Source organism: Amnibacterium flavum (genome assembly GCF_003097495.1).
GTDB classification, from domain to species: domain Bacteria; phylum Actinomycetota; class Actinomycetes; order Actinomycetales; family Microbacteriaceae; genus Naasia; species Naasia flava.
The window spans coordinates 641,387-667,071 of record NZ_QEOP01000002.1 but is presented as its reverse complement, the minus strand read 5'-3'; the positions used below and the strand labels follow the sequence as shown (position 1 = coordinate 667,071).

Sequence of the window (25,685 nt, the reverse complement as noted above, 5' to 3'; positions counted from 1 at the left end):
CATGCTCCCGCCCTGCTGGGGGCGACCCGCGACAGCCGTCCAGCTCAGGATCGACGGCGCTCGCCGTCGTTCCCGCCGCCGACGTACGCGGCCACTCCGGCGTAGCGGTACGAGCAGTCCGTGACCGACATCGCGAACTCCAGTCGCCGATCCTCCGGAACAGCGGTCGGGATGACGAGGCCGTACGGGGTCGCGACGATGGAGAATCCGCTGTCGGTGACGCACTCCTCGAAGCGGGTCGCCCACCCCGAGTGGTAGGAGTCGTCGCGGGGGCTCACGACCTCGTCGGCACGGAGACCCCGCTTGCCGGTGAACGAGTAGCGGAGCGTCGTCACCCCGTCGAGGCGCTCGACCTGCACCTCGAGGCCGTTGTCGGCGAACTCCTCGCTGGTGGCGCAGTCGATGCCCTTCGAGGCGGCGAGGCAGTAGGTCCCCGTCGTGTCGTCGCGGAACAGGTAGGCCTCCACACCGTCGGCCCCCTCGACGCGGTGGATGGCTCCGCGGAGCCGGTCGGCGGCCCGGTCGTCGTCGAGAGCCATCGCGGCTGTGGCGAGGGCTCCGTCGAGCCAGCCGGGGATGTCCCGGTCGCGCTCCGACTGGGGGCTGTCCAGAACATCGAGGGGCGCCTTCGGGATGAGGCTGGGAACGACTCCGACGACGATGACGACGGCAGCCGCTACGGCCGCGCCGATGAGAAGCACCGAGCGCCGGATGGGACGCCGCGCCGGCTCGTGCTCGTGCTCGTGCTCGTGCTCGTGCTCGTGCTCCGGAGTGTCGGACCTGTCGTCCTCCTCGCTCGGAATCCGGTCGGCGGCCTCGGCCGGCCTCGGCGCCCGCACGCCGACCGGCGAGCTGCTCGCTGTCACGACGGGCTCGACGGCCCTCGCCGCCCGGTCGGCGTCGGCGAGCGCGGCGAGTTCGGCCGACGCGGCCGCGCGCTCATCGGGCGTCGAGTCGGGGCCGTAGGCGATGCGCTGCAGGCGTCGGCGCTCCGCGTCATCGCGTCCGCCGGCGAACCGGGTGTCCATGGAGTCAGGATCGCATCCGATCCTGCACGTCGGCGCCTCGCCCGCCGTAGCCGCACCGAGCGGCGGCACGGAGATCAGTCGATCAGGTAGGTCACATTCATGGGATGCCGGGCACGGCAGTCCCGCGTGGTGAGCGCGAAGTCCAGTACGTCCTCCTCCGCGATGGGCGCGGCGACGACGAGGCCTCCCTCGGTGACAGCGATCACAAAGCCCTGATCGCCGACGCAGCTCTCGAAGATGTCGGCCCACGCGTATCCGTCGGTGGGGAGGGAGGCGTCCTCGGCTGGCGCGTCCTCGACCGTCAGCCCGCTCTCGGCGTCGAAGGTCACCCGATGCGACCCCGAACGCTCGGAGGACGGGAGCGGCTCGATCGCAAGGCCCTCGAGGCGGAACCTGCCGGGTGATGCGCAGTCGAACGCCCGCTCCGCCGCGAGACAGTAGGTCTCGGTGGGATCGTCGCGGAACAGGTACGCCTCCACGCCGTCCTCCGAGAGGATGTGCGTCGCCGAGATCAGCGCCGCCGCGCGTTCGGTGTCGCTCACCGACTCCTCGATGGTGGTGACGAACCATTCGGGCAGAGCGTCAGCGCTCGTCCCCGGCGACTGCTCGAAGATCGCGAGCGGGTCCTGCGGGATCAGCCGGGGCACGATGAGCGCGAGAGCGACGATCGCCACGACCGCAGCACCGATGATCAGCAGGGTGCGCCGATTCCGCGACGGACCTGCCGCGGCCTCCGTTCCGTCCTCCGACTCGGCACCGTCGCCGTAATCGGCCATCGCCTCGGCGGAGGACGGATCGGGGGTCCCGTCCACGCCCCCTGCCGGGGCCGATTCGCTGTCGCGGCGGGCGGCCTCGCGCGCCGCGGACATCGCGTCCAGAGCCTGCTGCGCCCGGTCCCGCTCCTCGTCCGATGCGTCGGGTCCGTACACGATGCGCTGCAGTCGTCGGCGCTCCGCTTCATCGCGGTCTCCGGCGGACGGGGTGTCCATGGGGTCACCCTGCCACGCCACCCTGCGAATCGGTTCGGACCTGCGCCGCCGGCTGGAGCGCGTTGCGCGGGTACTGTTCGGGGACCGATCCGAGGAGTCCTCCCGCAGTGAAATTCCGCCTCACCTCCGCTCTCGCCGCCCCTGCCGTCGTGCTCACCGCAGTGCTCTCGCTGTCGGGCTGCTCCGGCGACGGCGCCATGTCGACCGACGACGCGGCGGCCTATTACCTCGAGAACGTCTGCCCGGGGATCCCGCTCCGCGCCGACTTCGCCGACGCCTTCAAGAGCCTCGACATGGCGAGGCTCGTTCCCGCCGCGACGGCGTTCCGCGACCAGCGCGAGGCGAATGCCGAGGCCTTCGCCGACCCGGACCACGTCTGGCCCGAAGCCGTGGCCGACGACATCGTGATCATCCACGACAATCTCGTCGCCCAGGTCGACGGGCTGACCGAGGTGGCCGCCGCCCCCTCGGTCACCGACGCCGCCGTCGTGCCGCTCCCCGACGGCACAGCGGCCGGTGAGGCGGGGGCGCGGGTTCGCGAGGCGCTCGGACTCTCAGCAGACCTGTCGGAGTGCGCGGCAAGCTGACCTCGGCGGCACCGCCGTCCCGACGAAGGAGAACACCATGACCGCTCTCTCCGAACACTTCACTCTCGCCAACGGCGTCGAAATCCCGAAGCTCGGGTTCGGCACCTGGCAGATCCCCGACGGCGACGACGCCTACGACGCGGTCGCGGCCGCACTCGCAGCGGGCTACCGCCACATCGATACCGCCCGCGGGTACGGGAACGAAGGATCCGTGGGGCGCGCGATCGCCGACAGCGGCATTCCGCGCGACGAGATCTTCATCACCACCAAGCTCCCGGCCGAGATCAAGGACTACGACGGCGCCGTCGCGAGCTTCGAGGAGAGCATCGCCGCCCTCGGCACCGACCACGTCGACCTCTACCTGATCCACGCACCCTGGCCCTGGTCCGAGATGGGCGCCGACTACGCCGCAGGCAACGCGGAGGTGTGGCGGGCCATGGAGGAGTTCTACGAGGCGGGCCGGGCGCGCACCATCGGGGTCTCCAACTTCGTGGTCTCGGACCTCGAGAAGCTGGCGAGCGCGTCGCGACTTGCACCGCAGGCCAATCAGATCAAGTTCTACATCGGCAGCACCCAAGCCGAGGTGACCGACTACTGCCAGGCGAACGGGATCCTCGTGGAGGGCTACTCGCCGCTTGCGACCGGCGCCATCCTCGACAACCCCGAGGTGAAGGCGATCGCCGACCGCTACGGCCGCACCGTCGCGCAGCTCAGCATCCGCTACGTCCTGCAGAAGGACGTGCTGCCCTTGCCGAAGACGACGACTCCGTCGCGGATGGCGGAGAACGCAGATGTCGATTTCGAGATCTCCGTCGACGACATGGGCGTACTGGACGGACTGACCGACACGGCCCGTTGAGAGCTGGGGATGCCGTCGCCGGCATCCCCGCACGGCTCGGCGGACGCGGCGGGAACGGTTAGCGTCGAGGGCATGGCCGACGAACTCGACGATCTCGAACTGGCGATCCTGCGCGCGATCGTCAACTGGCGCATCGAACCGCCCGAGACCGGCAACCGGCATGACCTCGGCATGGCGGCCATCTCCAAGGTGCACGTCGAGCAGGGCGGCGGAACCGACGACTGGTACGCCCTCAAGCAGCGCATGCCTCACGCGATGGAGACCCTGATCCTGCGCGGCTATCTCGACGAGGACACCGCGGAGGCGACTCCGAAGGGGCGCGCGATCCTCAACCGGTAGCCGTCGCCGCCGGACCTCGTCACCCATTGTCGGACGCGGCGGGTTGACTCCTTCCATGTCTCCCCCGACTGTCGCCTGCCTCGCGCACGACCACGACGGCGCACCGTGCCCACGACCGGCGCACGCCGCCGCGCCTCTCGCACTCTGCGAGTCCCACCTGGTGCTCGCGGCCGACTGGGCCGTCAGCATCGGAGCGGTCGACGACCTGCTCCCGTCCCCCTGCGTCGCCTGCGGGTCGACCGTCGGCACACGCTATGCGTCGGGTTGGATCTGCGCGGTCTGCGAGTGGCGTCTGGGCGACGTCCCCGACGGTGAACTCCCGGCGCCGCGGGTCGATGTCGTCTACTACATCCGCTTCGACGATCGCATCAAGATCGGCACGACGGCCAACCCGCGGCAGCGCCTCGGCACCCTCTGGCATGAGGAGCTGCTCGCCTTCGAGCGCGGCGACCGCCTCGTGGAGCGTCGCCGCCACGAGCAGTTCGCCGAGCATCGACTCGGGCGCAGCGAATGGTTCAGCATCAACGCCCCGTTGACCGCCCACGTCGATGAGCTGCGGGCCGGCGTCGACGACCCGTGGCTGCTCTACGCGCGCTGGCGAAGCCACGCCGTCCATCGGATCTGAGCGAGCGCGTTCGGTGCTCGCGAGGGTCACTTCAGGTAGGCGTCGACCATGAGAGGGCCCCGGATGTCGCGCAGCTCCTCGAGCAGCCGCGGGTAGACCTTCCTGCTCAGTCCTGTGACGAGCAGATCGTGAGGACCGAGCGCGAGCAGCGGGGCGGTCCGGATTCGCACGACCTCCCACCCGGCGGAACGGAGGGCTCGATCCTTGCGACGATCGGTCGCCTCGCGGCCGCCGACGTGCTCGAGACCGAATCGGCCGATCGTGTCGTACTCGATCGCGACCCGCAGTTCGGGCAGCAGGATGTCGGGCCACGCCTCGAGGTGATCGAAGAACGGCCTCGCGAGGCGGACCGCCGTGAACCCGCCGTCGAACTCCAGCCGTTCGGCCAGCTCGTAGCGCAGGGATCCCTCGGCGGCGGAGGCGGGCTTCGGTGCGCAGACGCTCACGAACGGCTCCCCCACCCGCAGGTTCGGCGTCTTCCCGCAGACCGGTCTGGGCGGGCGAGGCGTCTTCGGCGTGCTCCTCACGTTGACCTCGCCGAGCACGACGGGGGCACGCCCCGGTTGCGCGAGCTGGAGGCATTCGGGGCACCACGATGACTTGCGCCGCTGACGACCCGGCCGCGTGCGCTGCTCCGTCGGCGTGGCGACGAAGATGTGACCGGCGTCGCACTGCCAACGGAGGAACACCTCGGCAGCCGGAGGGATCTGGCTGAGCATGATGCCGTTGTTGAGATCGTGATGGTACTGGCGGACGAGGGCCGGGTAGCTCGCCCAGGCCTCGCGGTACCGCCCGATCGGATAGGGAACGTCAGCCCCGCGGGAGAACTGCCGCCGCGCCCACCATGACTCAACCGGCTCCGACATACGGTGCACGGTAGACGTGACCACCGTCACCCATCGTCGCGGCCCGGGTTGCGCGCCGCCTCGCCATTCGCGACTGTTGGACCATGAGCCTCCTCAGCCGCATCACCGGTGCCACCCTGGAGATCGGAGTCACCGACATGACTTCCTCGCGCCGCTTCTACGACCGTGTTCTCGGCGCCGAGCCCGATCTGGTCATCGACGACGACCTGCAGGAGTATCAGCCTCATCCGGGCCTGTGGCTGCAGCTGAGCGTCCAGGACGCGCCGTCTCCTTCGTCGCGCCTGCGATTCGGGGTGATCGATATCGCCGAGGCGCGAGCCGACCTCAGCGATCTCGGCGTCGCGGTCGGCGAGATCGAGTCCGTACCCGGCCTCATCTCGTGGTGCGACTTCGACGACCCCGACGGCAACCCGCTCGGGCTCTACCAGGAGCTGTCCTAGCCGGGAGCACGCGGAGCGACATGCTGCGGCATCCGAGTCGTGATGCAGCCCACACTGAATCCGCGTGCCGGGTCCAGCTGGCCGGTCAGCCGAGGTGCGGGATGGGTGCTCCGGTCGCCTGCAGCCGGAGGCGGGCGCGCCCGCCGCGGAGCAGAGTCGCGGCGACGATCGAGGCGATGACCATTCCGACGGCCGCGGCGACGAACGTAGCGGAGTACCCGGTCGTGAAGCCGACGAGCGGGTTGCCGCCGCTCGGGACCGCGGCGACGTAGATCGCGGTGAAGACCGAGAGACCGATGGACCCGCCGATCTGCATCGCCGAGTTGGCGGTGGCCGACGCTGCGCCCGCGTCGTGCGGGGCGACCCCCGCGAGCGCGACGTTCTGCAGGGGAACGAACACGAAGCCCATCCCGATGCCCAGCAGGATAAGGCCCGGGAGGACCTGGGCGACATAGGTGCCGTCGGCGGTGATCCCACTCAGGAACAGCATCGAGGCTGCAACGACCAGAGGCCCGCCGATGAGAAGCGGTCGCGGCCCCACCTTCGGGAGCAGCTTGGTGACGATCGGCGCGACCAGGGTGATGGCGAACGGCAGGGGCAGGCTGGCGAGCCCCGCGGCGAGAGGCGACAGACCCAGCACGATCTGCAGGTGGAACGTCAGGTAGAGCAGGGCGCCGATCATGACGCTTCCGGCGAGGAGCTGGATGAGGAATGCGCCTGCACGGATCCGGTCCGCGACGATGCGCAACGGGAGCAGCGGCTGCGCGACCTTCATCTCGACGTAGACGAAGAGAACGAGGAGACCTGCGCCGAGGGCCAGGAACCCGATGGTCGTCGGCTGACCCCATCCGCCTTCGGCGAGGCTGAAGCCGTAGACGAGCGAGCCGAGCCCGAGGGTGACGGTGACGGCGCCGAGGACGTCGTATCTGTTGTCCCCCTCGGCGCGGCTCTCGTCGAGGAACAGCGCGCCGCCGATGACGCCGACGATCACGAAGAAGACATTGACGAGCAGGCACCAGCGCCAGTCGGCGAACTCGGTGAGCACTCCGCCGAGCACCATCCCCACTGCGGCTCCGGCGCCGGCGATGGCACCGAAGACGGCGAAGGCCGTGTTGCGCTCGCGGCCCGACGGGAACGTGACGGTGAGCAGAGCGAGAGCGGCGGGCGCGAGGAGCGCGGCGAAGGCACCCTGCAGCCCCCGGGCGAGGATGAGCTCGAAGCCGTTCTGCGCGAGCCCGCCCCAGACGGAGGCGAGACCGAAGCCGATCATGCCGAGCATGTACGCGCGCTTGCGGCCCCAATAGTCCGCGATGCGACCGCCGAGGAGGAGCAGAGCGCCGAATGCGAGCGCATAGGCGGTAACCACCCATCCGCGCTCGCCGTCGGTGAGGCCGAGTTCCAGCTGAGCCTCGGGGAGGGCGATGTTGACGATGGTGCCGTCGAGCACGACGACGAGCTGGGTGAGGGCCAGGACGACGAGCGCGAGCCACCGATTGTGGGTGCGTAGGGCAGCGGACATGGAAGAAACCTCCGGTGATGTGGATGCCGGAGGTTTCAAGCCTCGGATCGACCGCTGGAGGCCGACCACCCTGGCATCAGTCGCCAGGCAGGTGACCAGCTTAACCCTCAAGGCCGTCAGGGGCCTGAGACACCCCGTTCGAGAAGGTCGGTGAGGACGACGCGATTGCGCTCGATCTCGGGGAAGGGGTCGTAGTGCTCCGGTTCGTGCTCGATGCTGATGACACCGGTGTAGCCGACCTCCTGCAGCGCAGCGACGCAGTCGGCGATCGGGACGATCCCGTCACCGTACGCGCAGGTATCGTGGGCTCCCACAGCGCGGACATCCTTGAGGTGGACGTAGAAGACGCGAGCGCCGAGTTCGCGGATCGCACGTGCCGCGTCGTATCCCTGGGTGGCGAACCACCCCGTGTCAACGGTCGCGCCGATCACATCGGAGTCACCTTCGCCCATGTCGGACAGGAGCTCCGCCGTGCTCTTCTGGGGGTGGTTCTCGAGGGCGAACACATGCCCGAACTCGCGGAGGATCTCGACCAGTGCGGGACGGTCGCGTTCGATCAGGTGCGTGTTCCCGCCCAGCACGCGCGTGCCGAGCACGCGGGCGACTTCGTTGGCGCGGCGGAACTGCTCGACCGTCTCGCCGTAGTGGCTTCCGTAGCTGGCGACGCGGACTCCGTGCCGGTCGAGCACCCGGCGGGCGATCGCGAAGTGCTCATCGGTCGCCCATTCGTAGCTGAGCTGCGGATGCCACACGTCGACGGTGTCGAACCCGGCCTCCACGGCACTGTCGATGAAGGCTTCGAAGCGCTCCTCATACGTCGCGAGGGGCGCATAGTGCGCGTTCGCTGCCGCGTCGCCCTGGAACCATCCCTCGGTCATGTTCCAGCCGAGCTGCTGAGCGACGAGGTTGGCCCCCATGAACGACAGACGGTTCGGACGCGACGGGTGAGTATGAACATCGATGGTCATGCGAAAAGTGTATTTCCGAACACTTTTCACCGATAGGCATCGGCTGATCTTCCGTCTCCCTGCGAGCGGCTTCCGCGCTGCGGGCGGGACGGTCGCACCCTGCTGCGAGGAATGTCGAACACGATCCTGCTCGACCGGTGCGCGATGACGACGGGGCCGCCGTGCACCGGTCACACACCCGGAAGGGGTGGGCTCAGCGGGAGAAGACGCCCTTGACCCGGTGGAGCAGATCGACGGATTCGCGCTGCTGCTCACCCTGCTGGGCTGCGAGGACGATCAGGACTGCGGTGACGGCGGGCGTCACCCACTGCATGATCCGCTGCTGGCGAAGCGCGGAAGTCAGTGCGGGCGAGGACAAAGGGAACTCCTGCTCGGTGCACGGCACCGGATGTGGGACCGAGGCGACAACAGTGCGCCACTCACCTGGCCAACGGCCTGGCTGCCCCTCCCCCAGGCTGACTGGCGGGTGGGAGTTCCCGGTGCAGCAGATGATTGCCGGTCGTCGCCGGTGAGGCATAGTGTGCGCGCATGAGCAACGAGAACGGCCAGCCCGGCGTCGACGACATCGAGATCCCCGAGACCGGTGAGGCGACCTTCTGGCGCGACGGCGTCCAGCACACGATCCGCGCCGACGGCTCGGAGGACGCGGAACCGACCTGGACCCTCCACGCGGAGGAGGCGCTGATCGCGCACATCAGCCGACGCGAGGGCAAGTTCGTGGCCGACAACTTCGACCCGTCCCGTCAGGTCGTGTCCGACGACGACTGGCGGCAGGTCGTCGCCGAAGTCATCGGCTGAGGGGCCCCGGGCGGACGGTCAGACGAGCGGCCCCTGGGCCGCGAGTGAGGCGAGGAGTTCGAGCTTCTCAGCACTCTCGCTCCCCGCATCGGCGTAGTAGATGACGAGGATCAGGCCCTCGACAGGCAACTTGTCGCGGTGGAGTCGCAGTTCACCCACGACCGGGTGGTCGACGGTCGTGGTCCCGCCTTCGAGCATCCGCACGTCGTGCCGCGCCCACAGCTCACGGAAGCGCCCGCTGGACAGCGACAGCTCACCGACGAGCTCGACGAATCGAGGATCGTCGTTGTCGTCGCCCACCGACTGCCGGAATGCGGCGATGAACTCCGCGGACGACGCCGCCCAGTCCTTCTGGAACGACTGCTCCTCGGGGTCCAGGAAGAGCGAGCGGAGTCGGTTCTCGCCGGGCCGGATCCGGGGTGACAGGGCGGTCGCGAGTTCGTTCGCCGCGAGGACGTCGTAGGCGCGGCCTTCGATGAAGGCCGGGAGTCCGATCCCCGCCAGCAGTTCGTGCAGGCGGGCGGGCACCCGCTCGACGATCCCCTGCCGGGTGCGAGGCCGCGGCCCCGTTTCGACGAGCCCGCGCAGGTAGTCGCGTTCGACGTCGTCGAGGCGCAGGACTCGCGCCAGGGCATCGAGCACCTGGCCGGACGGGTGGGCGTCGCGTCCGCGTTCGAGGCGCAGGTAGTAGTCGGCGCTGATGCCCGCGAGCATGGCGACCTCTTCACGGCGCAGCCCGGGCACGCGCCGGAAGCCGCCCGGGGGCAGGCCCGCTTGTTCCGGCGAGACGAGACCGCGCCGGGCGCGCAGGTACGCGCCCAACCGGTTCTCGTTCGATTCGTCGCTCATACCGGCACGCTAGTCCCGTGACCGGCCGGGCAGACCGGCGAGGGCCCTCGACCGCTGCTCGACGAGTGCGGCGTAGGTGCCGTCCCGCTCGGCCCACCGGTGCATGAGCACGCCCTGCACGAGGATCTCCTGCGGGGTCGGCTGCTGCGCGAGCAGTCCCATGACCTCTGTCGCGTAGTCGTCCAGAGGGAGCGCGTGCGGGTTGCTCGGTCCGAAGTCGGTCGCCACCGCGGGCGGAACGAGCTCGGCGACCTCGACACCCGTCCCGGCGAGTTGTGCCCGGAGTGCTTCGCTGTAGGCGTGGACCGCGGCTTTCGATGCGCCATAGGTCGCCATGAGCGGGAACGGCAGGAAGCCGATGCCCGAGCTGACGGTGATGATGGTGCCGCTTCCCTGCGCGATGAGGTGGGGTGTGAACGCGTCGACGACGCGGATGGTGCCGAGCACGTTGACGGCGATCGTCGCCTCGGTCGTCGCGAAGTGCGCCGGGTCGCGGAGATCCTCGGGCTGCCCGATCCCCGACATGGTCACGATTGTGTCGATACTCGGGAAGCGCGTCAGCACCTGGTCACGCGCGCGGGTGACCGACTCGGGATCTGTGACGTCGATCTCGACGGTGCCGAGCCCCTCGGCGTCGAGCCGTTCTAAGAGGTCGGTGCGGCGTCCGCCGACGACGACGGTGCTGCCTGCCGCGCTGAAGCGTCGGGCCAGCTCGAGCCCGATTCCGGAGGTGCCGCCGGCGATGAATACGGAACGTGAAGTGATGTCCATGAGGCGACGCTAAGTCGCCGTTCCGAAGTCTCCGAGGCCCTGTCAGACCCCCGGAACGCGGCTCCCCCGAGTGGTTCCCAGCCCGAGTCGGGGAAGATCGCCGGACACCGCCCCGCGACAACCGAGAGGTCCTGATGCTCCGACTAGTGAGATTCCTGCCCGTGCTGATCCCGATCGCCCGCATGGTGCTGCGCAACAAGAAGGTGCGGGAGTTTCTCCGCCTGAAGCCGCTGCCGCCCGAGCATCGAGGCCGCCGCCGCTGAGCAGTCGGGCGACTCTCCGAACGGCCGGTTCACGGTGGGCCCTGAGGGACTCGATCCCCGGCGCAAGCGTGCGCCAGGGGCCCACCTGAGGGCGGCCCCTCGGGCGGTAGCCCTCCGGTGGGCCCTGAGGGATTCGAACCCCCGACATCCACGGTGTAAACGTGGCGCTCTAACCAACTGAGCTAAGAGCCCTTAGCTGAGGGCGAGTTTAGTACCGCGGTGCACGCAGGTGCGGGCCGCGCACGGCTCTAGGCTCGCGACATGACCAGGGATCCTTCGCGGCGCGCCGCTGCCGAATCGCGATGGCCCGCAGCTCTCGCGATCATCGTCGCGCTCACCCTCTACACGACCCTCCCCGGTTCGTTCTTCCCCCAGCTGCGCTACGTCGTCCTGGCGATCGGGATCGTCCTCCTGATCCCCCTGGTCGTGCTGAACCCCCGTCGACTGAACCGCGAGCAGCGATGGTCGCGGTGGCTGTCGATCGGCCAGTCACTCGTCCTGCTCCTCGCCAACCAGGTCGCGCTCGTCCAGCTCGTCATCCAGCTCGTCACGGTGCCCAACAACGACGGACATCCTCTACTGCTCGCGGCGCTGCAGGTATGGGTGACCAACGTCATCGCCTTCGCGCTCATCTTCTGGGAACTCGACCGGGGCGGCCCCGTCTCGCGCCGGCTCCGGGCACGCGACAAGCTCGAGCCCGCCGACTTCCGGTTCCCGCAGGACGAGGACCACGACGCCGTCGTCGAGGTCGCCGTCCGCTCCTCCGTGAAGGCCGACTGGGTGCCCGCATTCATCGACTACCTCTACTTCTCACTGAGCAACTCCATGGCCTTCAGCCCCACCGACACGATGCCGCTCTCCCATCGCGCCAAAGCGCTGATGGGGTTCGAGGCGTTCGCCGGATTCGTCCTCCTCGCCCTCGTCATCTCGCGGGCGGTCAGTCTCCTCGGCTGACGCACCCGCTCCTCGGCTGACGCACACGGTGCGCCGGGCTGGGAGCGGCCCCTGGAATGGCTGACGGTCGTGCTGGTCGACGGTACGCGGCCTGCGCAGACGCCTAGCGTGAGGGCCGACCCCAGGAGGCCCCACTGTGACCAGGAATCAGGACCGCGTCGCCGTCGTCATCGGCGCATCGAGCGGGATCGGCCGCGCGAGCGCGCTGAGGTTCGCGCGTCACAGCTATCGGATCGTGCTCGCCTCACGCGATGCCGGCACCCTGGAGGTCGTGGCCCGCGAAACACGCAGGCTGGGCTCCCCCACCCTGATCGTTCCGACCGATATCAGCGACGAGACGCAGGTGCAGGGCCTCGTCGACGCCGCGGTAAGCGAGTTCGGTCGGATCGACGCCTGGGTCTGCGCGGCATCGGTGTTCGCCTACGGCCGGTTCGAGGATGTCCCCGCCGACGTGTTCCGGAAGATCATCGACACCAACCTCATCGGCGTGATCTCGAGTGTCCGGGCGGTGCTCCCCGTGTTCCGCGCCCAGGGCCGCGGCGGGCTGATCCTCGTCGGCTCCGTCTTCTCGAAGGTGGCCGCGCCGTACACCAGCGGCTACATCGCCAGCAAGCACGGTCTGCTCGGATTCGCGGAAGCGCTCCGCCCCGAACTCCCTCGCGGCATCAGCCTGTCGTTGATCCTCCCCACCACGATCGACACCCCGATCTACCAGCACGGCGCGAATTTCACCGGCAAGGAGGTGCATGCGCTCCCGCCCGCGGTCGCCCCCGAGAGAGTCGCCCGGGCCATCGTCAGATCCGCGAGGCGACCGCGGCGCCAGGTCGTCGTCGGGCAGACGCAGCGGTTGACGATCCCGCTGCAGATCCTGTTCCCCACCCTGTTCGCACGACTCACCCAGCCGGCGCTCCTCGCGATCGCACTCCGGAAGGGCCCCGTCGCCGATAGCGACGGAAACGTGTTCGCCCCGACCCCCGAGTCCAACGGCATCTCCGGCGGATGGCGTCGGAGACGCCGGATCCGGCTCGCCTCCGCCGGTCTCGTCGCGGCGTCGCTGCTCGCGATCCTCCGAGTCGTCGGCGCCCGCACGCGCTGATCTCCTCACCTCGGCGGGAATGACGAAGGGGCGGAGCCGACCGGCTCCGCCCCTTCGCAGTTCAGTGGTCAGGCCTTGGTGGCCTTCCGGCGACGAGCCACCAGAAGCACCCCGCCGAGCACGAGCAGCACGGAACCGCCGATCAGCGGCGCGGTGATGTCAGCACCCGTGCTGGCCAGCGCGGCGCTGATCTCGAGTGCGACGGACTGCACGCCACCCGAGCTCTGGCCCACGTAGACGAGAGTGTGCGAACCGGATCCGATCATCGCGAGGATGGCGGGGGTCAGGGTCACCTGGACGACACCGTCGACGACCGGGAAGGTGCCGACGAGTCGGGGCGACGAGTACGCGTAGACGTCGACGAACGAGTCACCCGAGTACCAGTCCATCTTCGCCGTGTAGGTCGAGTCCGAGGACAGCGAGCCCTTGGGCAGACCGACGGCTTCGGAGCTGAACTCCGCGGCGTAGTTCGCGGCCAGGAAGGCGGCGAGACCCGACGAGTCGGCGACGGGCGCCGGAGCAGCAGGCTTCTGGGGAGCCGAGACGAGAGCCTCAGGACCGCCGCCCGTGATGGTCGGCGAATAACCGTCCTTCTCCGCGATCGCGCTCAGGCCGATGTGCGCCCCGACGGCCTCCTCGGGGACGACGACGGAGAGCCCGGTCGCGCCCTCGATGCTGTCGCCGCTCTCGCCGCGGCTGTAACCCCAGGAGTATTCGACCGAATCGGGGGTGACCGAGGCGTTGTTCGCGCCCGTGTACGCCCCGACCGTCGCCGTGAGGGTCTCACCGAGCACCGGGTTGCCGGTCACGGTGACCGCGCCGCCGCCGAGCTCGGGATACGGGGTGAGGAGCACTTCCTCGACCTCCGGTTCGGCATCCTCGACGGTCACGAGGAGCTCCTCGTCGTCGGCGGGGTACCAGTAGTCCTTCGACGTGAAGACCAGCACGTAGTCCCCGTCGACGACGTCGGAGAAGCTCCAGTCGCCGTAGGGCGACGTCGTGGTGGTACCCACCAGGTCTTCGGTGTCGAGGTCGTAGAGCTTGACCTCGACTCCTCCATCGGAGTAACGAGGTCCATCCGCAGTCGCGAATCCGGCGGTGCTGTAGACGTAGTAGGTCTCGTTCGGAACGGCGTGCGCGGGGGCGGCCGCGACGAAGGCGCCGCCGAGGGCGAGCGCTCCTCCGACTGCGAGAGCGGACGCTCGTCGGAAGGGCGTGCGGGTAGGGCTGATCACGTCGTACCTCAGTTCGTTTCAGGGGGGATCGATGGAGCGGACCGAGGCGGGCTTGCCGGCGACTATGCCCGAGCTATGAACAGCGCGTCCTCTTGAGGGGAATCTATCCACGCGACGCACGGGCGCCCGGCGACACACCGGGGGCGCGCACCCGGGGGACGGGAAACGCCCCCGATCAGGTCTGCCGACCGCGGAACGGCGGCGACGGCACAGCCGGTCAAGTCGTCGCTTCGGGGGACGGAGAGCTGTCCCCCGGACACCCCGGGCGGGCGATCTCCAGCGGCCCCGAGGCTTCCGACGAGAGACTAGGCTCATCTCTTGGCCGAGAGTTCTGTCGTAATCCGACAAGCCCGGCTTCCGGCGGGGCCGGAGGAGATTTGGATCTCGATACGCGGTTTACCGCCGCGCTCGACCACCACCTCGAAGAAAGGTCGCAGTTGACTGTCAACGATCAGGATCCGTACTCGGTGAAGAACACCGATCTCGATCCGCAGGAGACCGCCGAGTGGAACGAATCGCTCGATGCACTCGTCGCCGCCCACGGCCCCGAACGTGGTCGCGAGATCATGCTCAGTCTGCTGAAGCGGTCGAAGGACCTGCACCTCGGTGTGCCGATGGTCCCGACCACCGACTACATCAACACCATCGCCCCCGAGAACGAGGCCGAGTTCCCCGGTGACGAGGCGGTCGAACGCCGGTACCGTGCGTGGCTCCGCTGGAACGCCGCGATCATGGTGCACCGCGCCCAGCGTCCGGGCATCGCCGTCGGCGGCCATATCTCGACCTACGCGTCGAGCGCCACCCTCTACGAGGTCGGCTACAACCACTTCTTCCGCGCTCAGGATCACCCGAGCGGCGGCGACCAGGTCTTCTTCCAGGGCCATGCCTCCCCCGGCATGTACTCGCGCGCATTCCTCGAAGGCCGACTCAACGAGCACCAGATGGACGGCTTCCGTCAGGAGAAGTCCCACGAGGGCGGCGGCCTGTCCTCCTATCCGCACCCGCGCCTCATGCCCGAGTTCTGGCAGTTCCCGACCGTCTCGATGGGTCTCGGCCCGATCAACGCGATCTACCAGGCGCAGTCGAACAAGTACCTGACCAACCGCGGAATCAAGGACGCCTCCGACCAGCACGTCTGGGCGTTCCTCGGCGACGGCGAGATGGACGAGGTCGAGAGCCGCGGGCAGCTCCAGGTCGCCGCGAACGACGGCCTCGACAACCTGACGTTCGTCATCAACTGCAACCTCCAGCGCCTCGACGGCCCCGTGCGCGGCAACGGGAAGATCGTCCAGGAGCTCGAGAGCTTCTTCCGCGGCGCCGGCTGGAACGTCATCAAGGTCATCTGGGGTCGCGAATGGGACGACCTGCTCGCCCGCGACACCGAGGGCGCGCTCGTCGACCTTATGAACCGCACCCCGGACGGCGACTTCCAGACCTACAAGACCGAGGACGGCGCGTTCGTGCGCGAGAACTTCTTCGGTCGCGACCCCCGCACCCTCGAGCTGGTCAAGGACTACACCGACGACCAGGTCTGGGCGCTCAAGCGCGGTGGCCACGACTATCGCAAGGTGTACGCCGCCTACAAGGCAGCCGTCGAGCACAAGGGTCAGCCCACCGTCATCCTCGTGAAGACGATCAAGGGCTACGGTCTGGGCAAGAGCTTCGAGGGCCGCAACGCGACCCACCAGATGAAGAAGCTCAACCTGAACGACCTCAAGCAGTTCCGCGACGAGATGCGCATCCCCGTCTCCGACGCGCAGCTCGAGGAGAACCCGTACACGCCTCCCTACTACCACCCCGGTCAGGACGACGAGGCGATCCAGTACCTGCAGGAGCGTCGCCGCGAGCTCGGCGGCTACATCCCCGAGCGCCGCACCAAGCACACGGCCATCACGATCCCCGACGACTCGGCGTACGCGGTCGCGAAGAAGGGCTCCGGTCAGCAGCCGGTCGCCACGACCATGGCGTTCGTCCGCGTCCTCAAGGACCTGCTGCGCTCGAAGGACTTCGGGAACCGCATCGTCCCGATCATCCCCGACGAGGCGCGTACCTTCGGCATGGACGCGTTCTTCCCGAACGCGAAGATCTACAACCCGTTCGGCCAGCACTACACCTCGGTCGACCGCGGTCTGCTGCTCGCCTACAAGGAGAGCCCGCAGGGCCAGATCATCCACGTCGGCATCAACGAGGCCGGCGCCCTCGCCGCCTTCCAGGCCGCGGGAACCGCGTATTCGACGCAGGGCGAGCCGCTCATCCCGGTCTACGTCTTCTACTCGATGTTCGGGTTCCAGCGCACGGGCGACGCCCTGTGGGCGGCGGGCGACCAGATGGCGCGCGGATTCCTGATCGGCGCGACAGCCGGTCGCACCACCCTCACGGGTGAGGGCCTCCAGCACGCCGACGGTCACTCGCTCCTCCTCGCGAGCACGAACCCCGCGGTCGTCGCGTACGACCCGGCGTACGGCTACGAGATCGGCCACATCGTCAAGAGCGGCATCGACCGCATGTACGGCACCGACGAGCAGGGCAACCCGCACGCCGACCCGAACGTCATGTACTACCTGACGGTCTACAACGAGCCGATGGCGCAGCCCGCCGAGCCCGAGGCACTCGACGTCGACGGCGTCGTCCGCGGCATCTACCTGCTTCACCGTGCGGAGAACCAGGGCCCCAAGGCCCAGCTCCTCGCATCCGGGGTCGCCGTGCCGTGGATCCTCGAGGCGCAGAAGCTGCTCGCCGAGGACTGGGGTATCTCCGCCGATGTGTGGAGCGTCACCTCATGGGGTGAGCTGCGCCGCGACGGCATCGCCGCCGAGGCTCACAACTTCCTCAACCCCGACGCCGCTCCGCGCGCCGCCTACGTCACCTCGAAGCTCGCCCACACCGACGGCCCCGTCGTCGCCGTGAGCGACTTCTCGCACGCGGTTCCCGACATGATCAGGCAGTTCGTTCCCGGCGACTACGCCACGCTCGGCGCTGACGACTTCGGTTTCAGCGACACGCGTGCGGCCGCCCGGCGCTACTTCAAGATCGACGGACCGTCGGTGGTCGTCCGCACTCTCGAGATGCTCGCGCGTCGCGGCGAGGTCGACCGCTCCCTCGCCGCGCAGGCGATCGAGAAGTACCGACTGCACGACGTGAACGCGGGAACCACCGGCAACGCCGGCGGCGAGAGCTGAGCCGGACTCCCGGCTGACGACGGAGACGACGAGCATCGCTGTGGCACGGAGCAAGGCCGAGACTCTCGCATGGTTGCGTACGGTCTCGGGTGAACTCGCGACGGCGACCCTGAAACGACTCGAGGAGACGCTGCCCTGGTATGGCGACATGCCGCCGGGGCGGCGCTCCGCGGTCGGCTTGGTCGCACAGGCCGGCATCACGTCGTTCATCAGCTGGTACGACGACCCCCGCTCCACCCCGTGGATCGCGGCCGATGTCTTCGGTTCGGCGCCTCGTGAGCTGCTGCGTTCGGTCAGCCTGCAGCAGACGCTGCAGCTGATCCGCGTGGTCGTCGAGGTGGTCGAGGAACGCGTCAAGGACAACGGCGACGGGCTGCGCGAAGCGATCCTCCTCTACTCGCGTGAGATCGCGTTCGCCGCGGCCGACGTCTACGCCCGGGCCGCGGAGGCTCGCGGTCTGTGGGATGCGCGCCTCGAGGCGCTGGTCGTCGACTCGATCCTGTCGGGCGAGCCCAACGACGAGCTGCCGAGTCGGATCGCCGCGCTCGGCTGGCACGGGCACGGCGAGGTCTGCGTGCTCGTCGGGACCACTCCCAAGATGCTCGACGTCGACCAGCTCAGGCGCACAGCGCGACACGTGCAGGCCGACGTCCTGATCGGCGTCCAGGGCACCCGGCTGGTGCTCGTCATCGGGCGGGCCGAGCCGATGGCCGCCGAGGGCGACGAGCCGAGGCCGGGCGGACCGCAGCTGAGCTTCCTCGAGATCGCCGAGAAGCTCGAACCCGGTTTCGGGCCCGGACACCTCGTCCTCGGGCACGAGGTCGTCGACCTCGTCCAGGCGTCGCGGAGTGCACGGGCGGCACTCGCCGGCTTCGCGGTGGCGCGGGCGTGGCGCAACGCACCCCGTCCCGTTCTCGCCGACGATCTCCTGCCCGAGCGCGCACTCGCCGGAGACCCGCTCGCACGGACCACCCTGATCAACCGGGTATTCCGGCCGCTCGCCGACCATTCGTCCGAACTGCTCACGACGCTCTGGTGCTACCTCGACAACGGTCGCTCGCTCGAGGCGACGGCCCGTGAGCTCTTCGTGCACCCGAACACCGTCCGGTACCGCCTCAAGCGCGTCTCCGAGGTCATCGGGTACGACGCGACCGGCGCCCGCGAAGCGGTCATCCTGCAGTCGGCCCTCATCCTGGGCGCGATCGCCGAACCCTCCACCCCGGTCAAACGCCGCTGAGTCTCACTCCGGGGCTGCGGGAGCGCGACTTTCGTTTCGTCACTTGAGCAGCGGCAGAGCGAACCTGGTACGGAAGACCGTGCCCTTGGCGGACTTCACCGTGCCGACGATGACCAGCACAAGGTGAAGAATCTGCAGCGGGAACGCCCAGATGAGGATCGACGTCGCCGCGACGATCCCGGCCGGTGAGTCGCCGGGAACCGTGCCGTCGGGCCCGGTCGAGAGCGCGAGGGTAAGGAACGCGACACCCGGTAGCAGCACGGTGAGCAGCAGGTAGGTGAGGCCCCAATTCGCGGCGTTGCGCCCATTGAGACGCGCCACCTCGCCCTTGCCGCGCTGGGCCCTGCCGACCAGCGCCATCACGATGCCCGTCACGATGCTCCCAAGGAAAGGGATCGGGATGTAGGCGAGGAATCCCATGGCCCAGGCGACAGTGCCGTTGGCGGCCGGAGCGGCGTACGCGGGCCGGTAACCCGGTGTCGGTTCTCCGTCGGCGCTCGCGGTTCCGTAGAGCTCGGCGTCGGATGTGTTCGGCGTCGTCATGCCTCCGACCTTGGCAATCGTTCCCGAGCGGGGGCTGATAGGGAGTCGACGAGCGCGGTCGCGGGGTCAGCCGGCCGTGCCGTAGAGGTACAGCGCTGCTGCCGCCGCCAGAGCGCAGCTCGTCAGTGTGCCGACCAGGAACTGTTCGGCCTTCGAGCCGGCGCCGCGGTCGGACGAGATCTCCGGGAACCGGACTATGCCCTTCGCTGCGATGACAGCAGCGATGACGGTGGCCATCCCCGAGAACGCGAGGACGACGATCAGGATCCGCTCGAGCGGGCCGATCAGTCGGCCCCCTTTGAGCACAGACGGGGTGTCGATCTCCCCCGCCGGTTCCACGGAGTCGGTCGGCCGGCCACGTCGACCCTTGGCCTTGACCGGAGCCGAATCGGCGAGCGGCAGCGGTGGCGACGCGGGCCCGAGTGCGTTGCGCACGATCGCGTTGGCGCTCTGAGTGAGGAAGATGACGATCGCGGCAGCGGCGAACATCGCAGAGAACGAGACGCCCGCCACGAGGTCCGGAGCGCCGGCGAGTGCCGACCCGTACGCGGCGACAAGGGGCGCGGGCCCCGATTCGAAGTTCGGGCCGACGAGCATCGCGAGCACCACGGCGACGACGAGGATCGACACGGGCCAGATGCGCGGACGCCGGGGCGCTGCACGCTCCCCGGAGCGGCTCGAGCGGGCATCCCGTGCCCTCCCCGCAACGCTCGTTCCGACCTGCCATGGCATGAGCAGCAGCCACGCCACCGCGACGACGACGATCGCCAGAACGGCGGAGAAGTCGATCCCGAGCCCGCACACCGCGACGGCCGACAGCGCGACGAGAACGATCGCCGTAGACACCCGCCTGATCGCCGGTCTCGCGACCGGCGCCACGAGGTCGACGGCGCCGACCGTCAGGATGAGGAACGAGGCGATCATCGGGCTCCCCGCTCCTCCATCAGTTGCTGCGCGGCGAGGAGTGCGGCCGCTCCTGATCGTTGCAGGCTCTGGGACACGGCCGATTGCGTGATGTCCTCCGATTCGGCCAGGTCGAGCTGCGCTCGGCCCTCGAGCGCTCCGGCGGCAAGGCGTCGAGCACGTCCGGTCATCGCGGAGACGAGATGGTCGCGCAGCAGCAGGTACGAGTCGACGGTCGCGACGAAATCGGCACTCTCGTCGGCTGCCGCGTACCACGACCGCACGAACGGGCTGCCGCTGTTCTCGCGGCGATGCGCCTCCTCGATCGCGTCCCGCGCGGCCCACCACGCCGATCCGTCTTGGATGGGGTGACCCGCACTCGTGCGTTCGATCTCTCGCACCTCCCCGCTGCCGAGCCCGACCCGGAAGTCGAGTCCGTCTGGCATGACCAGGCGCGCGATGAGGGTGGAGCGCAGCGCATCCGCCAGCGATCCGTAGACCGCTTGGAACTCGTCGCCGGCCGTCGACCAGAGAGGAGCGAGGACCGGGCGAGCAGCATCCGCTCGGTCGAATGCCTCTCTGACGGCGCGCTGAGCGCCGACTCGGTCCGGTGCGTTGCGCGATCCGACGATGTCGACAATCACTGCTATCGACTTATACTGCATAGATATAAGCATATAGCTAATATTCGGCTGGCATAAGTAATCCCGGGAGGACGGTCGTACCCCTTCGCTCCCCCGGACTGGCACCACCTAGATGACACCTCTAAAGGTTTCCTCGATTGTTGGTGCGGTCCATACCGAGAATACGGTCAACCCTTGGCAGGATGGATGGGTGATCGTCGTCGTCGCCCCCGGGCAGGGCTCTCAGACCCCTGGTTTCCTCACCCCCTGGCTCGAACAGCCCGGGCTCGCTGAGAAACTGGCGGGGTACTCTGACGCCGCGGAACTCGACCTGGCCGAGCACGGCACAGTGTCCGATGCCGACACCATCCGCGACACACGCATCGCTCAGCCCCTCATCGTCGCCGCGGGACTGCTCACGCTCTCCGCTCTGTTCGACCCGGCCGATGGCGAGCCCGCCCAGGCGCCCGCCGGATTCGCCGGTCACTCGGTCGGCGAGATCACCGCGGCCGCCGGTGCCGGAGTTCTCACCGGCCTCGACGCCATGCGTCTCGTCGGGGCTCGCGGCCGCGCCATGGCGGGTGCCGCCTCGCTCGCCGACACCGGCATGAGCGCCGTCGTCGGCGGCGACGAGCAGACCGTGCTCGCCCGACTCGCCGAGGTCGGACTCTCCCCCGCGAACTACAACGGCGGCGGACAGATCGTCGTCGCCGGGCCCCGCAGTGCACTCGCCGAGCTGGCAGCCGAGCCGCCGGCCGGCTCCCGGGTGATCGCCTTGCAGGTCGCCGGCGCGTTCCACACCGACTACATGGCCACCGCGGTCGACGCCGTCCGCGAGGTCGCAGCCGACCTCACGACCGCCGACCCGCGCTTCACCATCTGGACGAACCGCGACGGCACCGAGGTCCAGGGCGGCTCGGAGTTCCTCGACCTGCTCGTCGGGCAGATCTCCTCCCCCGTCCGCTGGGACCTCACCATGGCGTCCTTCGCCGAGGCCGGCGTGACGGGCATCATCGAACTCGCACCGGCCGGCGCCCTCGTCGGCCTCGCCAAGCGCGGCCTCCGCGGGGTCCCGAGCGTCGCCGTCAAGACGCCCGACGATCTGCAGGCCGCCCGTGACCTCCTCGCCACCGAAACCTCAGGAGCAGCATGACAACGCTCAAGCAGGCCGAAGGGCCCCGCTACACCCGCATGCTCGGCTTCGGCGCGGCACGCGGTGATCTCGTCGTCCCGAACGACGACCTGGTCGGACCCATCAACTCCTCGGACGAGTGGATCCGTCAGCGCACCGGCATCGTCACCCGCACCCGCGCCTCGCACGACATCCTCGCCGTCGACCTCGCAACCGACGCCGCCCGCGACGCGATCGCCGCATCCGGCATCCCGGCCTCCGAGATCGACCTCGTGCTCGTCGCCACCATCAGCAACGTGCTTCAGACCCCGTCGATGTCGGCCGTCGTCGCCGACCGGGTCGGCGCCAACCCGGCACCCGCCTACGACCTCAACGCCGCCTGCGCCGGATACACCTACGCGGTCGCCCAGGCCGACGCCCTCATCCGTGCGGGAGCCGCCCACTACGCCCTCGTGATCGGTGCCGAGAAGCTCTCCGACGTCGTCGATCCCACCGACCGCAGCATCTCCTTCCTGCTCGGAGACGGCGCAGGCGCCGTCGTCATCGGCCCCAGCGAGACGCCCGGGATCTCCGCAACCGTGTGGGGGTCGGACGGATCGAAGGCCGACGCCGTCGGCATGAACGCCACCCTCACCGACTTCCGCGACGGCAGCGCCGCATGGCCCACCCTGCGTCAGGAAGGCCCCACCGTCTTCCGCTGGGCGGTGTGGGAGATGGCGAAGGTCGCGCAGAAGGCCCTCGACCAGGCCGGCGTGACCGTCGACGACCTCGCCGCGTTCATCCCCCATCAGGCCAACATGCGCATCGTCGACGAGTTCGCGAAGCAGCTCAAGCTGCCCGAGACCGTCCTCATCGGCCGCGACATCCAGACCACCGGCAACACCTCCGCCGCATCGATCCCGCTCGCAACCCACCGGCTGCTGCAGGAGCATCCCGAGCTGTCGGGCGGTCTCGCCCTGCAGATCGGGTTCGGGGCGGGGCTCGTCTACGGTGCCCAGGTGGTCGTGCTCCCCTGAAGTCACCGACCTGAACGGTCCCCGCTTCACGGGACAACCCGCAGCTGTTAGCTAGGCTCGAATCCGCGTCAATCCGCTTTTTTCGTATAGGAGAAAACCCCATGGCCCTGACCACTGAAGAAGTCCTCGCCGGACTCGCCGAACTCGTCAGCGACGAGACCGGCATCGCGACCGACACCGTCGAGCTCGACAAGTCGTTCACCGACGACCTCGACATCGACTCGATCTCGATGATGACCATCGTGGTCAACGCCGAAGAGAAGTTCGACGTGAAGATCCCCGACGAAGAGGTCAAGAACCTCAAGACCGTCGGAGACGCCGTCACGTTCATCGTCAACGCCCAGGGCTGAGACAAGCAGAAGAGGAGCTCCATCCAGATGAGCAAGAAGATCGTCGTCACCGGACTGGGCGCAACAACCCCGCTGGGTGGCACAGCCCGCGAATCGTGGGATGCGCTGCTCGCCGGCGCATCCGGCGCGAGCACGATCGAAGCCGAATGGGTGGAGCAGAACCAGCTGCCGGTGACCTTCGCCGCTCAGGCGAAGGTCCCGGCGAGCGAAGTGCTCGAACGCGTCGAGGCCAAGCGACTCGACCCCGGAAGCCAGTTCGCGCTCATCGCAGCGCGTGAGGCATGGGCGGACGCGGGCCTCGACGAGGTCGTCCCCGAACGGTTCGGCATCGACTGGGCCACCGGGATCGGCGGCGTCTGGACCCTGCTCGACGCATGGGACACGCTGCGTGAGCGCGGGCCCCGACGCGTCCTCCCGATGACCGTCCCGATGCTCATGCCGAACGCACCGGCTGCCGCCATCGAGATGGCGCTCGGCGCCCGAGGCGGGGCGCGCACTGTCGTGTCGGCGTGCGCGTCCAGCACCGAGTCGATCGCGAACGGCTACGACCACCTGCAGGCGGGCCTCGCGGACGTGATCATCGCCGGTGGATCCGAGGCTTCGATCCACCCGCTGCCGCTCGCCGCGTTCGCGTCGATGCAGGCGCTTTCGAAGCGCAACGACGACCCGGCCAGCGCATCACGACCGTACGACGCGACCCGAGACGGGTTCGTGCTCGGCGAGGGTGGTGCCGCGATCGTCCTCGAGACGGAGGAGCACGCACTCGCCCGCGGAGCGCGCATCTACGCCGAGGTCGTCGGCGGCGCGGTCACGAGCGACGCGTACCACATCACCGCTCCCGACCCCGAGGGTTCGGCGGCAGCGCGCGCCATGATCGCGGCGATCGAGGGCGCCGGCTACAGCCGCAACGACGTCGTGCACATCAACGCTCACGCCACCAGCACACCGGTGGGCGACATCGCCGAGTACAACGCTCTCAAGCACGTCTTCGGGGCGCATCTGGCGAACGTGCCCGTCACGGCGAGCAAGGCGTCCACCGGACACCTGCTCGGTGCTGCGGGTGGCATCGAAGCGATCTTCACCATCCTCGCGCTCGCGGAGCGCACCGCTCCCCCGACCATCAACCTGCACGAGCAGGACGCCGAGATCGACCTCGACGTCGTCCGCTCGCCGCGCGCCCTCGGCGACGGCGACCTGCTGGCGATCAGCAACTCGTTCGGCTTCGGCGGCCACAACGCCGTAGTGGCGCTCAAGACGTACTGACAGAGTCTCGTAGCGCGCTTCGACGGGCTCAGCGGGCGGTGCAGCGCCGGGAGCGGCTGTCGCGGGCGTCGGCCTGCTCTTCGCTGCGCTCAGCGGGCGGCAAGTCCGTCTTCCCGTGAGCAGAGTGCGCTTCGGCGGGCTCAGCGGGCAGTGCAGCGCCGGCAGCGGCTGTCGCGGGCGTCGGCCTGCGCTTCGCTGCGCTCAGCGGGCGGCAAGTCCGTCTTTCCGTGAGCAGAGTGCGCTTCGGCGGGCTCAGCGGGCAGTGCAGCGACGGCAGCTGCTGTCGCGGGTGTCGGCCTGCGCTTCGCTGCGCTCAGCGGGCGGCGAGTCCGTCTTCCCGTGAGCAGAGTGCACTTCGGCGGGCTCAGCGGGCAGTACGCGCCGGGAGCAGCTGTCGCGGGTGTCGGCCTGCGCTTCGCTGCGCTCAGCGGGCGGCAAGTCCGTCTTCCCGGGAGCAGAGCGGGCTTCGGCGGGCGGCGCGACCTCATGAAAAGGGAAGAGCCCCGGTCGGTACCCATCCGATCGGGGCTCTTCTGTCGCTGTCGCTAAGTTCGAGGGCCGTTACCCTTACGACCCGAACGGGTTGGAGCGCGAGGCGAACAGGAGAAGAATATCCAGCCGGTGTGCCCCGTTCGCGGCACACGCCCGGCGTGTCGCGACTCGGTCAGCCGGCCCGGTGCATCCACACGACGGGGCTGCTCTCGCCGACGTGACGGAAGGGCTCGAGTTCGTCGTCCCAGGCCTGACCGAGGGCCAGCCGGAGCTCGCGGTGGAGTTCGAGCGCGTTCACGCCGGCGACGTCCATCGCGTAGCGCAGACGATCCTCGGGGATGACGACATTGCCCGACGTGTCGGTCTGGGCGTAGAAGATGCCGAGGTCGGGGGTGTGCATCCACCGGGCGCCGTCGGTGCCGTAACCGGCATCCTCGGTGACCTCGAAGCGGAGGTGCTCCCACCCGCGAAGCGCCGACGCGATGGCAGCACCGGTGCCCTGGGGACCTTCCCAGTAGAAGTCGGCCCGCTGGGCGCCCTTCAGCACCGGCTGGTCGATCCATTTGAAGTTGACTGCGCGACCGATAGCGCGACCTGCGGCCCATTCAACGTGGGGGCACAGCGCGCGTGGGGAGGAGTGCACGTACAGCACACCCCGGGCAGATGGTGCGGACATGAATGGTTCTCCGTTCGGATAGGTACGTCTTCCCCTACGACCTGGTGAACGGTTCACCCCTGTTGCACCGATATTAAGTTATTGC

At 69.0% G+C, this 25,685-nt stretch carries 27 protein-coding genes and 1 tRNA gene; 14 read left to right on the top strand and 14 right to left on the bottom strand.

The annotated features are described in order from the left end of the window. Nucleotides 1–44: 44 nt before the first annotated feature. Nucleotides 45–1,028 (bottom strand): hypothetical protein, encoded by a 984-nt coding sequence (locus tag DDQ50_RS10825; RefSeq protein ID WP_116756743.1) that lies wholly within the window; start codon nt 1,026–1,028, stop codon nt 45–47. A gap of 74 nt (nt 1,029–1,102) precedes the next feature. Further along, nucleotides 1,103–2,017, bottom strand: coding sequence for a hypothetical protein (locus tag DDQ50_RS10820; protein WP_116756742.1), 915 nt, complete (start codon nt 2,015–2,017; stop codon nt 1,103–1,105). 107 nt (nt 2,018–2,124) lie between these two features. On the opposite strand from DDQ50_RS10820, the gene DDQ50_RS10815 reads away from it, so the two are divergent. The 4 genes from DDQ50_RS10815 to DDQ50_RS10800 all read left to right on the top strand — a co-directional run bounded on the left by DDQ50_RS10815 (nt 2,125) and on the right by DDQ50_RS10800 (nt 4,427). After that, nucleotides 2,125–2,604, top strand: coding sequence for a hypothetical protein (locus tag DDQ50_RS10815; protein WP_116756741.1), 480 nt, complete (start codon nt 2,125–2,127; stop codon nt 2,602–2,604). Between the two features lie 37 nt (nt 2,605–2,641). Beyond that, nucleotides 2,642–3,463: an aldo/keto reductase gene (locus DDQ50_RS10810; RefSeq protein ID WP_116756740.1), complete on the top strand. Its 822-nt coding sequence runs from the start codon at nt 2,642–2,644 to the stop codon at nt 3,461–3,463. A 72-nt stretch (nt 3,464–3,535) separates the two neighbouring features. Beyond that, a complete protein-coding gene (locus DDQ50_RS10805) occupies nt 3,536–3,802 on the top strand; it encodes a hypothetical protein (RefSeq protein WP_116756739.1) in 267 nt (88 codons plus the stop codon). Nucleotides 3,803–3,857: 55 nt separating this feature from the next. Then, nucleotides 3,858–4,427, top strand: coding sequence for a GIY-YIG nuclease family protein (locus DDQ50_RS10800; RefSeq protein WP_116756738.1), 570 nt, complete (start codon nt 3,858–3,860; stop codon nt 4,425–4,427). Between the two features lie 26 nt (nt 4,428–4,453). Here the strand turns inward: DDQ50_RS10800 and DDQ50_RS10795 are convergent, their stop codons facing one another. Beyond that, nucleotides 4,454–5,293 (bottom strand): hypothetical protein, encoded by an 840-nt coding sequence (locus DDQ50_RS10795; RefSeq protein WP_116756737.1) that lies wholly within the window; start codon nt 5,291–5,293, stop codon nt 4,454–4,456. Nucleotides 5,294–5,376: 83 nt separating this feature from the next. On the opposite strand from DDQ50_RS10795, the gene DDQ50_RS10790 reads away from it, so the two are divergent. Next, nucleotides 5,377–5,733 carry a VOC family protein gene (locus DDQ50_RS10790; protein WP_116756736.1) on the top strand — a complete coding sequence of 119 codons (357 nt, stop codon included), beginning with the start codon at nt 5,377–5,379 and terminating at the stop codon, nt 5,731–5,733. Nucleotides 5,734–5,818: 85 nt separating this feature from the next. Here the strand turns inward: DDQ50_RS10790 and DDQ50_RS10785 are convergent, their stop codons facing one another. The 3 genes from DDQ50_RS10785 to DDQ50_RS17280 all read right to left on the bottom strand — a co-directional run bounded on the left by DDQ50_RS10785 (nt 5,819) and on the right by DDQ50_RS17280 (nt 8,578). Beyond that, a complete protein-coding gene (locus DDQ50_RS10785; protein WP_116756735.1) occupies nt 5,819–7,252 on the bottom strand; it encodes an MFS transporter in 1,434 nt (477 codons plus the stop codon). A 116-nt stretch (nt 7,253–7,368) separates the two neighbouring features. After that, nucleotides 7,369–8,220 carry a sugar phosphate isomerase/epimerase family protein gene (locus DDQ50_RS10780; RefSeq protein WP_116756734.1) on the bottom strand — a complete coding sequence of 284 codons (852 nt, stop codon included), beginning with the start codon at nt 8,218–8,220 and terminating at the stop codon, nt 7,369–7,371. Nucleotides 8,221–8,413: 193 nt separating this feature from the next. Next, entirely contained in the window at nt 8,414–8,578 is a 165-nt protein-coding gene (locus DDQ50_RS17280; RefSeq protein WP_165829741.1) for a hypothetical protein, read from the bottom strand. Between the two features lie 170 nt (nt 8,579–8,748). Here DDQ50_RS17280 and DDQ50_RS10775 point away from each other — a divergent pair, with 170 nt between their 5' ends. Continuing rightward, nucleotides 8,749–9,018 carry a hypothetical protein gene (locus tag DDQ50_RS10775; RefSeq protein ID WP_116756733.1) on the top strand — a complete coding sequence of 90 codons (270 nt, stop codon included), beginning with the start codon at nt 8,749–8,751 and terminating at the stop codon, nt 9,016–9,018. An 18-nt stretch (nt 9,019–9,036) separates the two neighbouring features. Here DDQ50_RS10775 and DDQ50_RS10770 read toward each other — a convergent pair whose 3' ends face one another. From DDQ50_RS10770 to DDQ50_RS10760, 3 genes are all read right to left on the bottom strand, one after another. Further along, nucleotides 9,037–9,867 (bottom strand): helix-turn-helix transcriptional regulator, encoded by an 831-nt coding sequence (locus DDQ50_RS10770; RefSeq protein ID WP_116756732.1) that lies wholly within the window; start codon nt 9,865–9,867, stop codon nt 9,037–9,039. A 9-nt stretch (nt 9,868–9,876) separates the two neighbouring features. Next, complete coding sequence (locus DDQ50_RS10765) at nt 9,877–10,638, bottom strand: SDR family oxidoreductase (protein ID WP_116756731.1); 762 nt, start codon at nt 10,636–10,638, stop codon at nt 9,877–9,879. Between the two features lie 381 nt (nt 10,639–11,019). Further along, nucleotides 11,020–11,093, bottom strand: a tRNA-Val gene (locus DDQ50_RS10760). 69 nt (nt 11,094–11,162) lie between these two features. On the opposite strand from DDQ50_RS10760, the gene DDQ50_RS10755 reads away from it, so the two are divergent. Further along, nucleotides 11,163–11,855 carry a hypothetical protein gene (locus DDQ50_RS10755; protein WP_116756730.1) on the top strand — a complete coding sequence of 231 codons (693 nt, stop codon included), beginning with the start codon at nt 11,163–11,165 and terminating at the stop codon, nt 11,853–11,855. A gap of 136 nt (nt 11,856–11,991) precedes the next feature. After that, nucleotides 11,992–12,951 (top strand): SDR family NAD(P)-dependent oxidoreductase, encoded by a 960-nt coding sequence (locus tag DDQ50_RS10750; protein WP_116756729.1) that lies wholly within the window; start codon nt 11,992–11,994, stop codon nt 12,949–12,951. Nucleotides 12,952–13,019: 68 nt separating this feature from the next. Here DDQ50_RS10750 and DDQ50_RS10745 read toward each other — a convergent pair whose 3' ends face one another. Further along, complete coding sequence (locus tag DDQ50_RS10745; RefSeq protein WP_116756728.1) at nt 13,020–14,186, bottom strand: LPXTG cell wall anchor domain-containing protein; 1,167 nt, start codon at nt 14,184–14,186, stop codon at nt 13,020–13,022. A gap of 437 nt (nt 14,187–14,623) precedes the next feature. On the opposite strand from DDQ50_RS10745, the gene aceE reads away from it, so the two are divergent. Both aceE and DDQ50_RS10735 read left to right on the top strand, forming a co-directional pair. Next, the gene (gene aceE / locus DDQ50_RS10740) at nt 14,624–17,365 is read left to right on the top strand and encodes a pyruvate dehydrogenase (acetyl-transferring), homodimeric type (protein WP_116756727.1); all 2,742 of its coding nucleotides are present in this window, start codon (nt 14,624–14,626) and stop codon (nt 17,363–17,365) included. A 40-nt stretch (nt 17,366–17,405) separates the two neighbouring features. Beyond that, nucleotides 17,406–18,602, top strand: a complete 1,197-nt coding sequence (locus tag DDQ50_RS10735) for a PucR family transcriptional regulator (RefSeq protein WP_116756726.1) — start codon at nt 17,406–17,408, stop codon at nt 18,600–18,602. Between the two features lie 39 nt (nt 18,603–18,641). Here the strand turns inward: DDQ50_RS10735 and DDQ50_RS10730 are convergent, their stop codons facing one another. The 3 genes from DDQ50_RS10730 to DDQ50_RS10720 all read right to left on the bottom strand — a co-directional run bounded on the left by DDQ50_RS10730 (nt 18,642) and on the right by DDQ50_RS10720 (nt 20,692). After that, entirely contained in the window at nt 18,642–19,145 is a 504-nt protein-coding gene (locus DDQ50_RS10730; RefSeq protein ID WP_116756725.1) for a magnetosome magnetite crystal formation protein family, read from the bottom strand. Between the two features lie 66 nt (nt 19,146–19,211). Further along, nucleotides 19,212–20,069: a hypothetical protein gene (locus DDQ50_RS10725; RefSeq protein WP_116756724.1), complete on the bottom strand. Its 858-nt coding sequence runs from the start codon at nt 20,067–20,069 to the stop codon at nt 19,212–19,214. Next, the gene (locus DDQ50_RS10720; protein WP_240614343.1) at nt 20,066–20,692 is read right to left on the bottom strand and encodes a SatD family protein; all 627 of its coding nucleotides are present in this window, start codon (nt 20,690–20,692) and stop codon (nt 20,066–20,068) included. The genes DDQ50_RS10725 and DDQ50_RS10720 overlap by 4 nt, the downstream gene beginning before the upstream one ends. A 190-nt stretch (nt 20,693–20,882) precedes the next feature. Here DDQ50_RS10720 and DDQ50_RS10715 point away from each other — a divergent pair, with 190 nt between their 5' ends. The 4 genes from DDQ50_RS10715 to DDQ50_RS10700 all read left to right on the top strand — a co-directional run bounded on the left by DDQ50_RS10715 (nt 20,883) and on the right by DDQ50_RS10700 (nt 24,432). Then, complete coding sequence (locus tag DDQ50_RS10715) at nt 20,883–21,824, top strand: ACP S-malonyltransferase (RefSeq protein ID WP_116756722.1); 942 nt, start codon at nt 20,883–20,885, stop codon at nt 21,822–21,824. Then, nucleotides 21,821–22,819, top strand: coding sequence for a beta-ketoacyl-ACP synthase III (locus DDQ50_RS10710; protein WP_116756721.1), 999 nt, complete (start codon nt 21,821–21,823; stop codon nt 22,817–22,819). The genes DDQ50_RS10715 and DDQ50_RS10710 overlap by 4 nt, the downstream gene beginning before the upstream one ends. 101 nt (nt 22,820–22,920) lie before the next feature. Further along, the gene (locus DDQ50_RS10705; protein ID WP_116756720.1) at nt 22,921–23,169 is read left to right on the top strand and encodes an acyl carrier protein; all 249 of its coding nucleotides are present in this window, start codon (nt 22,921–22,923) and stop codon (nt 23,167–23,169) included. Nucleotides 23,170–23,196: 27 nt separating this feature from the next. Continuing rightward, entirely contained in the window at nt 23,197–24,432 is a 1,236-nt protein-coding gene (locus DDQ50_RS10700; RefSeq protein ID WP_116756719.1) for a beta-ketoacyl-[acyl-carrier-protein] synthase family protein, read from the top strand. A gap of 664 nt (nt 24,433–25,096) precedes the next feature. On the opposite strand, the gene DDQ50_RS10695 is transcribed toward DDQ50_RS10700, so the two are convergent. Next, complete coding sequence (locus tag DDQ50_RS10695; protein WP_116756718.1) at nt 25,097–25,600, bottom strand: DUF3145 domain-containing protein; 504 nt, start codon at nt 25,598–25,600, stop codon at nt 25,097–25,099. Nucleotides 25,601–25,685: the final 85 nt, after the last annotated feature.

Coding starts and splice junctions, on each gene's coding strand:
- DDQ50_RS10695 (WP_116756718.1), bottom strand. CDS start 25,600: ATGTCCGCACCATCTGCCCGGGGTGTGCTGTACGTGCACTCCTCCCCA.
- DDQ50_RS10775 (WP_116756733.1), top strand. CDS start 8,749: ATGAGCAACGAGAACGGCCAGCCCGGCGTCGACGACATCGAGATCCCC.
- DDQ50_RS10820 (WP_116756742.1), bottom strand. CDS start 2,017: ATGGACACCCCGTCCGCCGGAGACCGCGATGAAGCGGAGCGCCGACGA.
- DDQ50_RS10725 (WP_116756724.1), bottom strand. CDS start 20,069: ATGATCGCCTCGTTCCTCATCCTGACGGTCGGCGCCGTCGACCTCGTG.
- DDQ50_RS10710 (WP_116756721.1), top strand. CDS start 21,821: ATGACAACGCTCAAGCAGGCCGAAGGGCCCCGCTACACCCGCATGCTC.
- DDQ50_RS10785 (WP_116756735.1), bottom strand. CDS start 7,252: ATGTCCGCTGCCCTACGCACCCACAATCGGTGGCTCGCGCTCGTCGTC.
- DDQ50_RS10755 (WP_116756730.1), top strand. CDS start 11,163: ATGACCAGGGATCCTTCGCGGCGCGCCGCTGCCGAATCGCGATGGCCC.
- DDQ50_RS10795 (WP_116756737.1), bottom strand. CDS start 5,293: ATGTCGGAGCCGGTTGAGTCATGGTGGGCGCGGCGGCAGTTCTCCCGC.
- DDQ50_RS10765 (WP_116756731.1), bottom strand. CDS start 10,638: ATGGACATCACTTCACGTTCCGTATTCATCGCCGGCGGCACCTCCGGA.
- DDQ50_RS10700 (WP_116756719.1), top strand. CDS start 23,197: ATGAGCAAGAAGATCGTCGTCACCGGACTGGGCGCAACAACCCCGCTG.
- DDQ50_RS10770 (WP_116756732.1), bottom strand. CDS start 9,867: ATGAGCGACGAATCGAACGAGAACCGGTTGGGCGCGTACCTGCGCGCC.
- DDQ50_RS10805 (WP_116756739.1), top strand. CDS start 3,536: ATGGCCGACGAACTCGACGATCTCGAACTGGCGATCCTGCGCGCGATC.
- DDQ50_RS10800 (WP_116756738.1), top strand. CDS start 3,858: ATGTCTCCCCCGACTGTCGCCTGCCTCGCGCACGACCACGACGGCGCA.
- DDQ50_RS10810 (WP_116756740.1), top strand. CDS start 2,642: ATGACCGCTCTCTCCGAACACTTCACTCTCGCCAACGGCGTCGAAATC.
- DDQ50_RS10705 (WP_116756720.1), top strand. CDS start 22,921: ATGGCCCTGACCACTGAAGAAGTCCTCGCCGGACTCGCCGAACTCGTC.
- DDQ50_RS10730 (WP_116756725.1), bottom strand. CDS start 19,145: ATGACGACGCCGAACACATCCGACGCCGAGCTCTACGGAACCGCGAGC.
- DDQ50_RS10825 (WP_116756743.1), bottom strand. CDS start 1,028: ATGGACACCCGGTTCGCCGGCGGACGCGATGACGCGGAGCGCCGACGC.
- DDQ50_RS10780 (WP_116756734.1), bottom strand. CDS start 8,220: ATGACCATCGATGTTCATACTCACCCGTCGCGTCCGAACCGTCTGTCG.
- DDQ50_RS10790 (WP_116756736.1), top strand. CDS start 5,377: ATGAGCCTCCTCAGCCGCATCACCGGTGCCACCCTGGAGATCGGAGTC.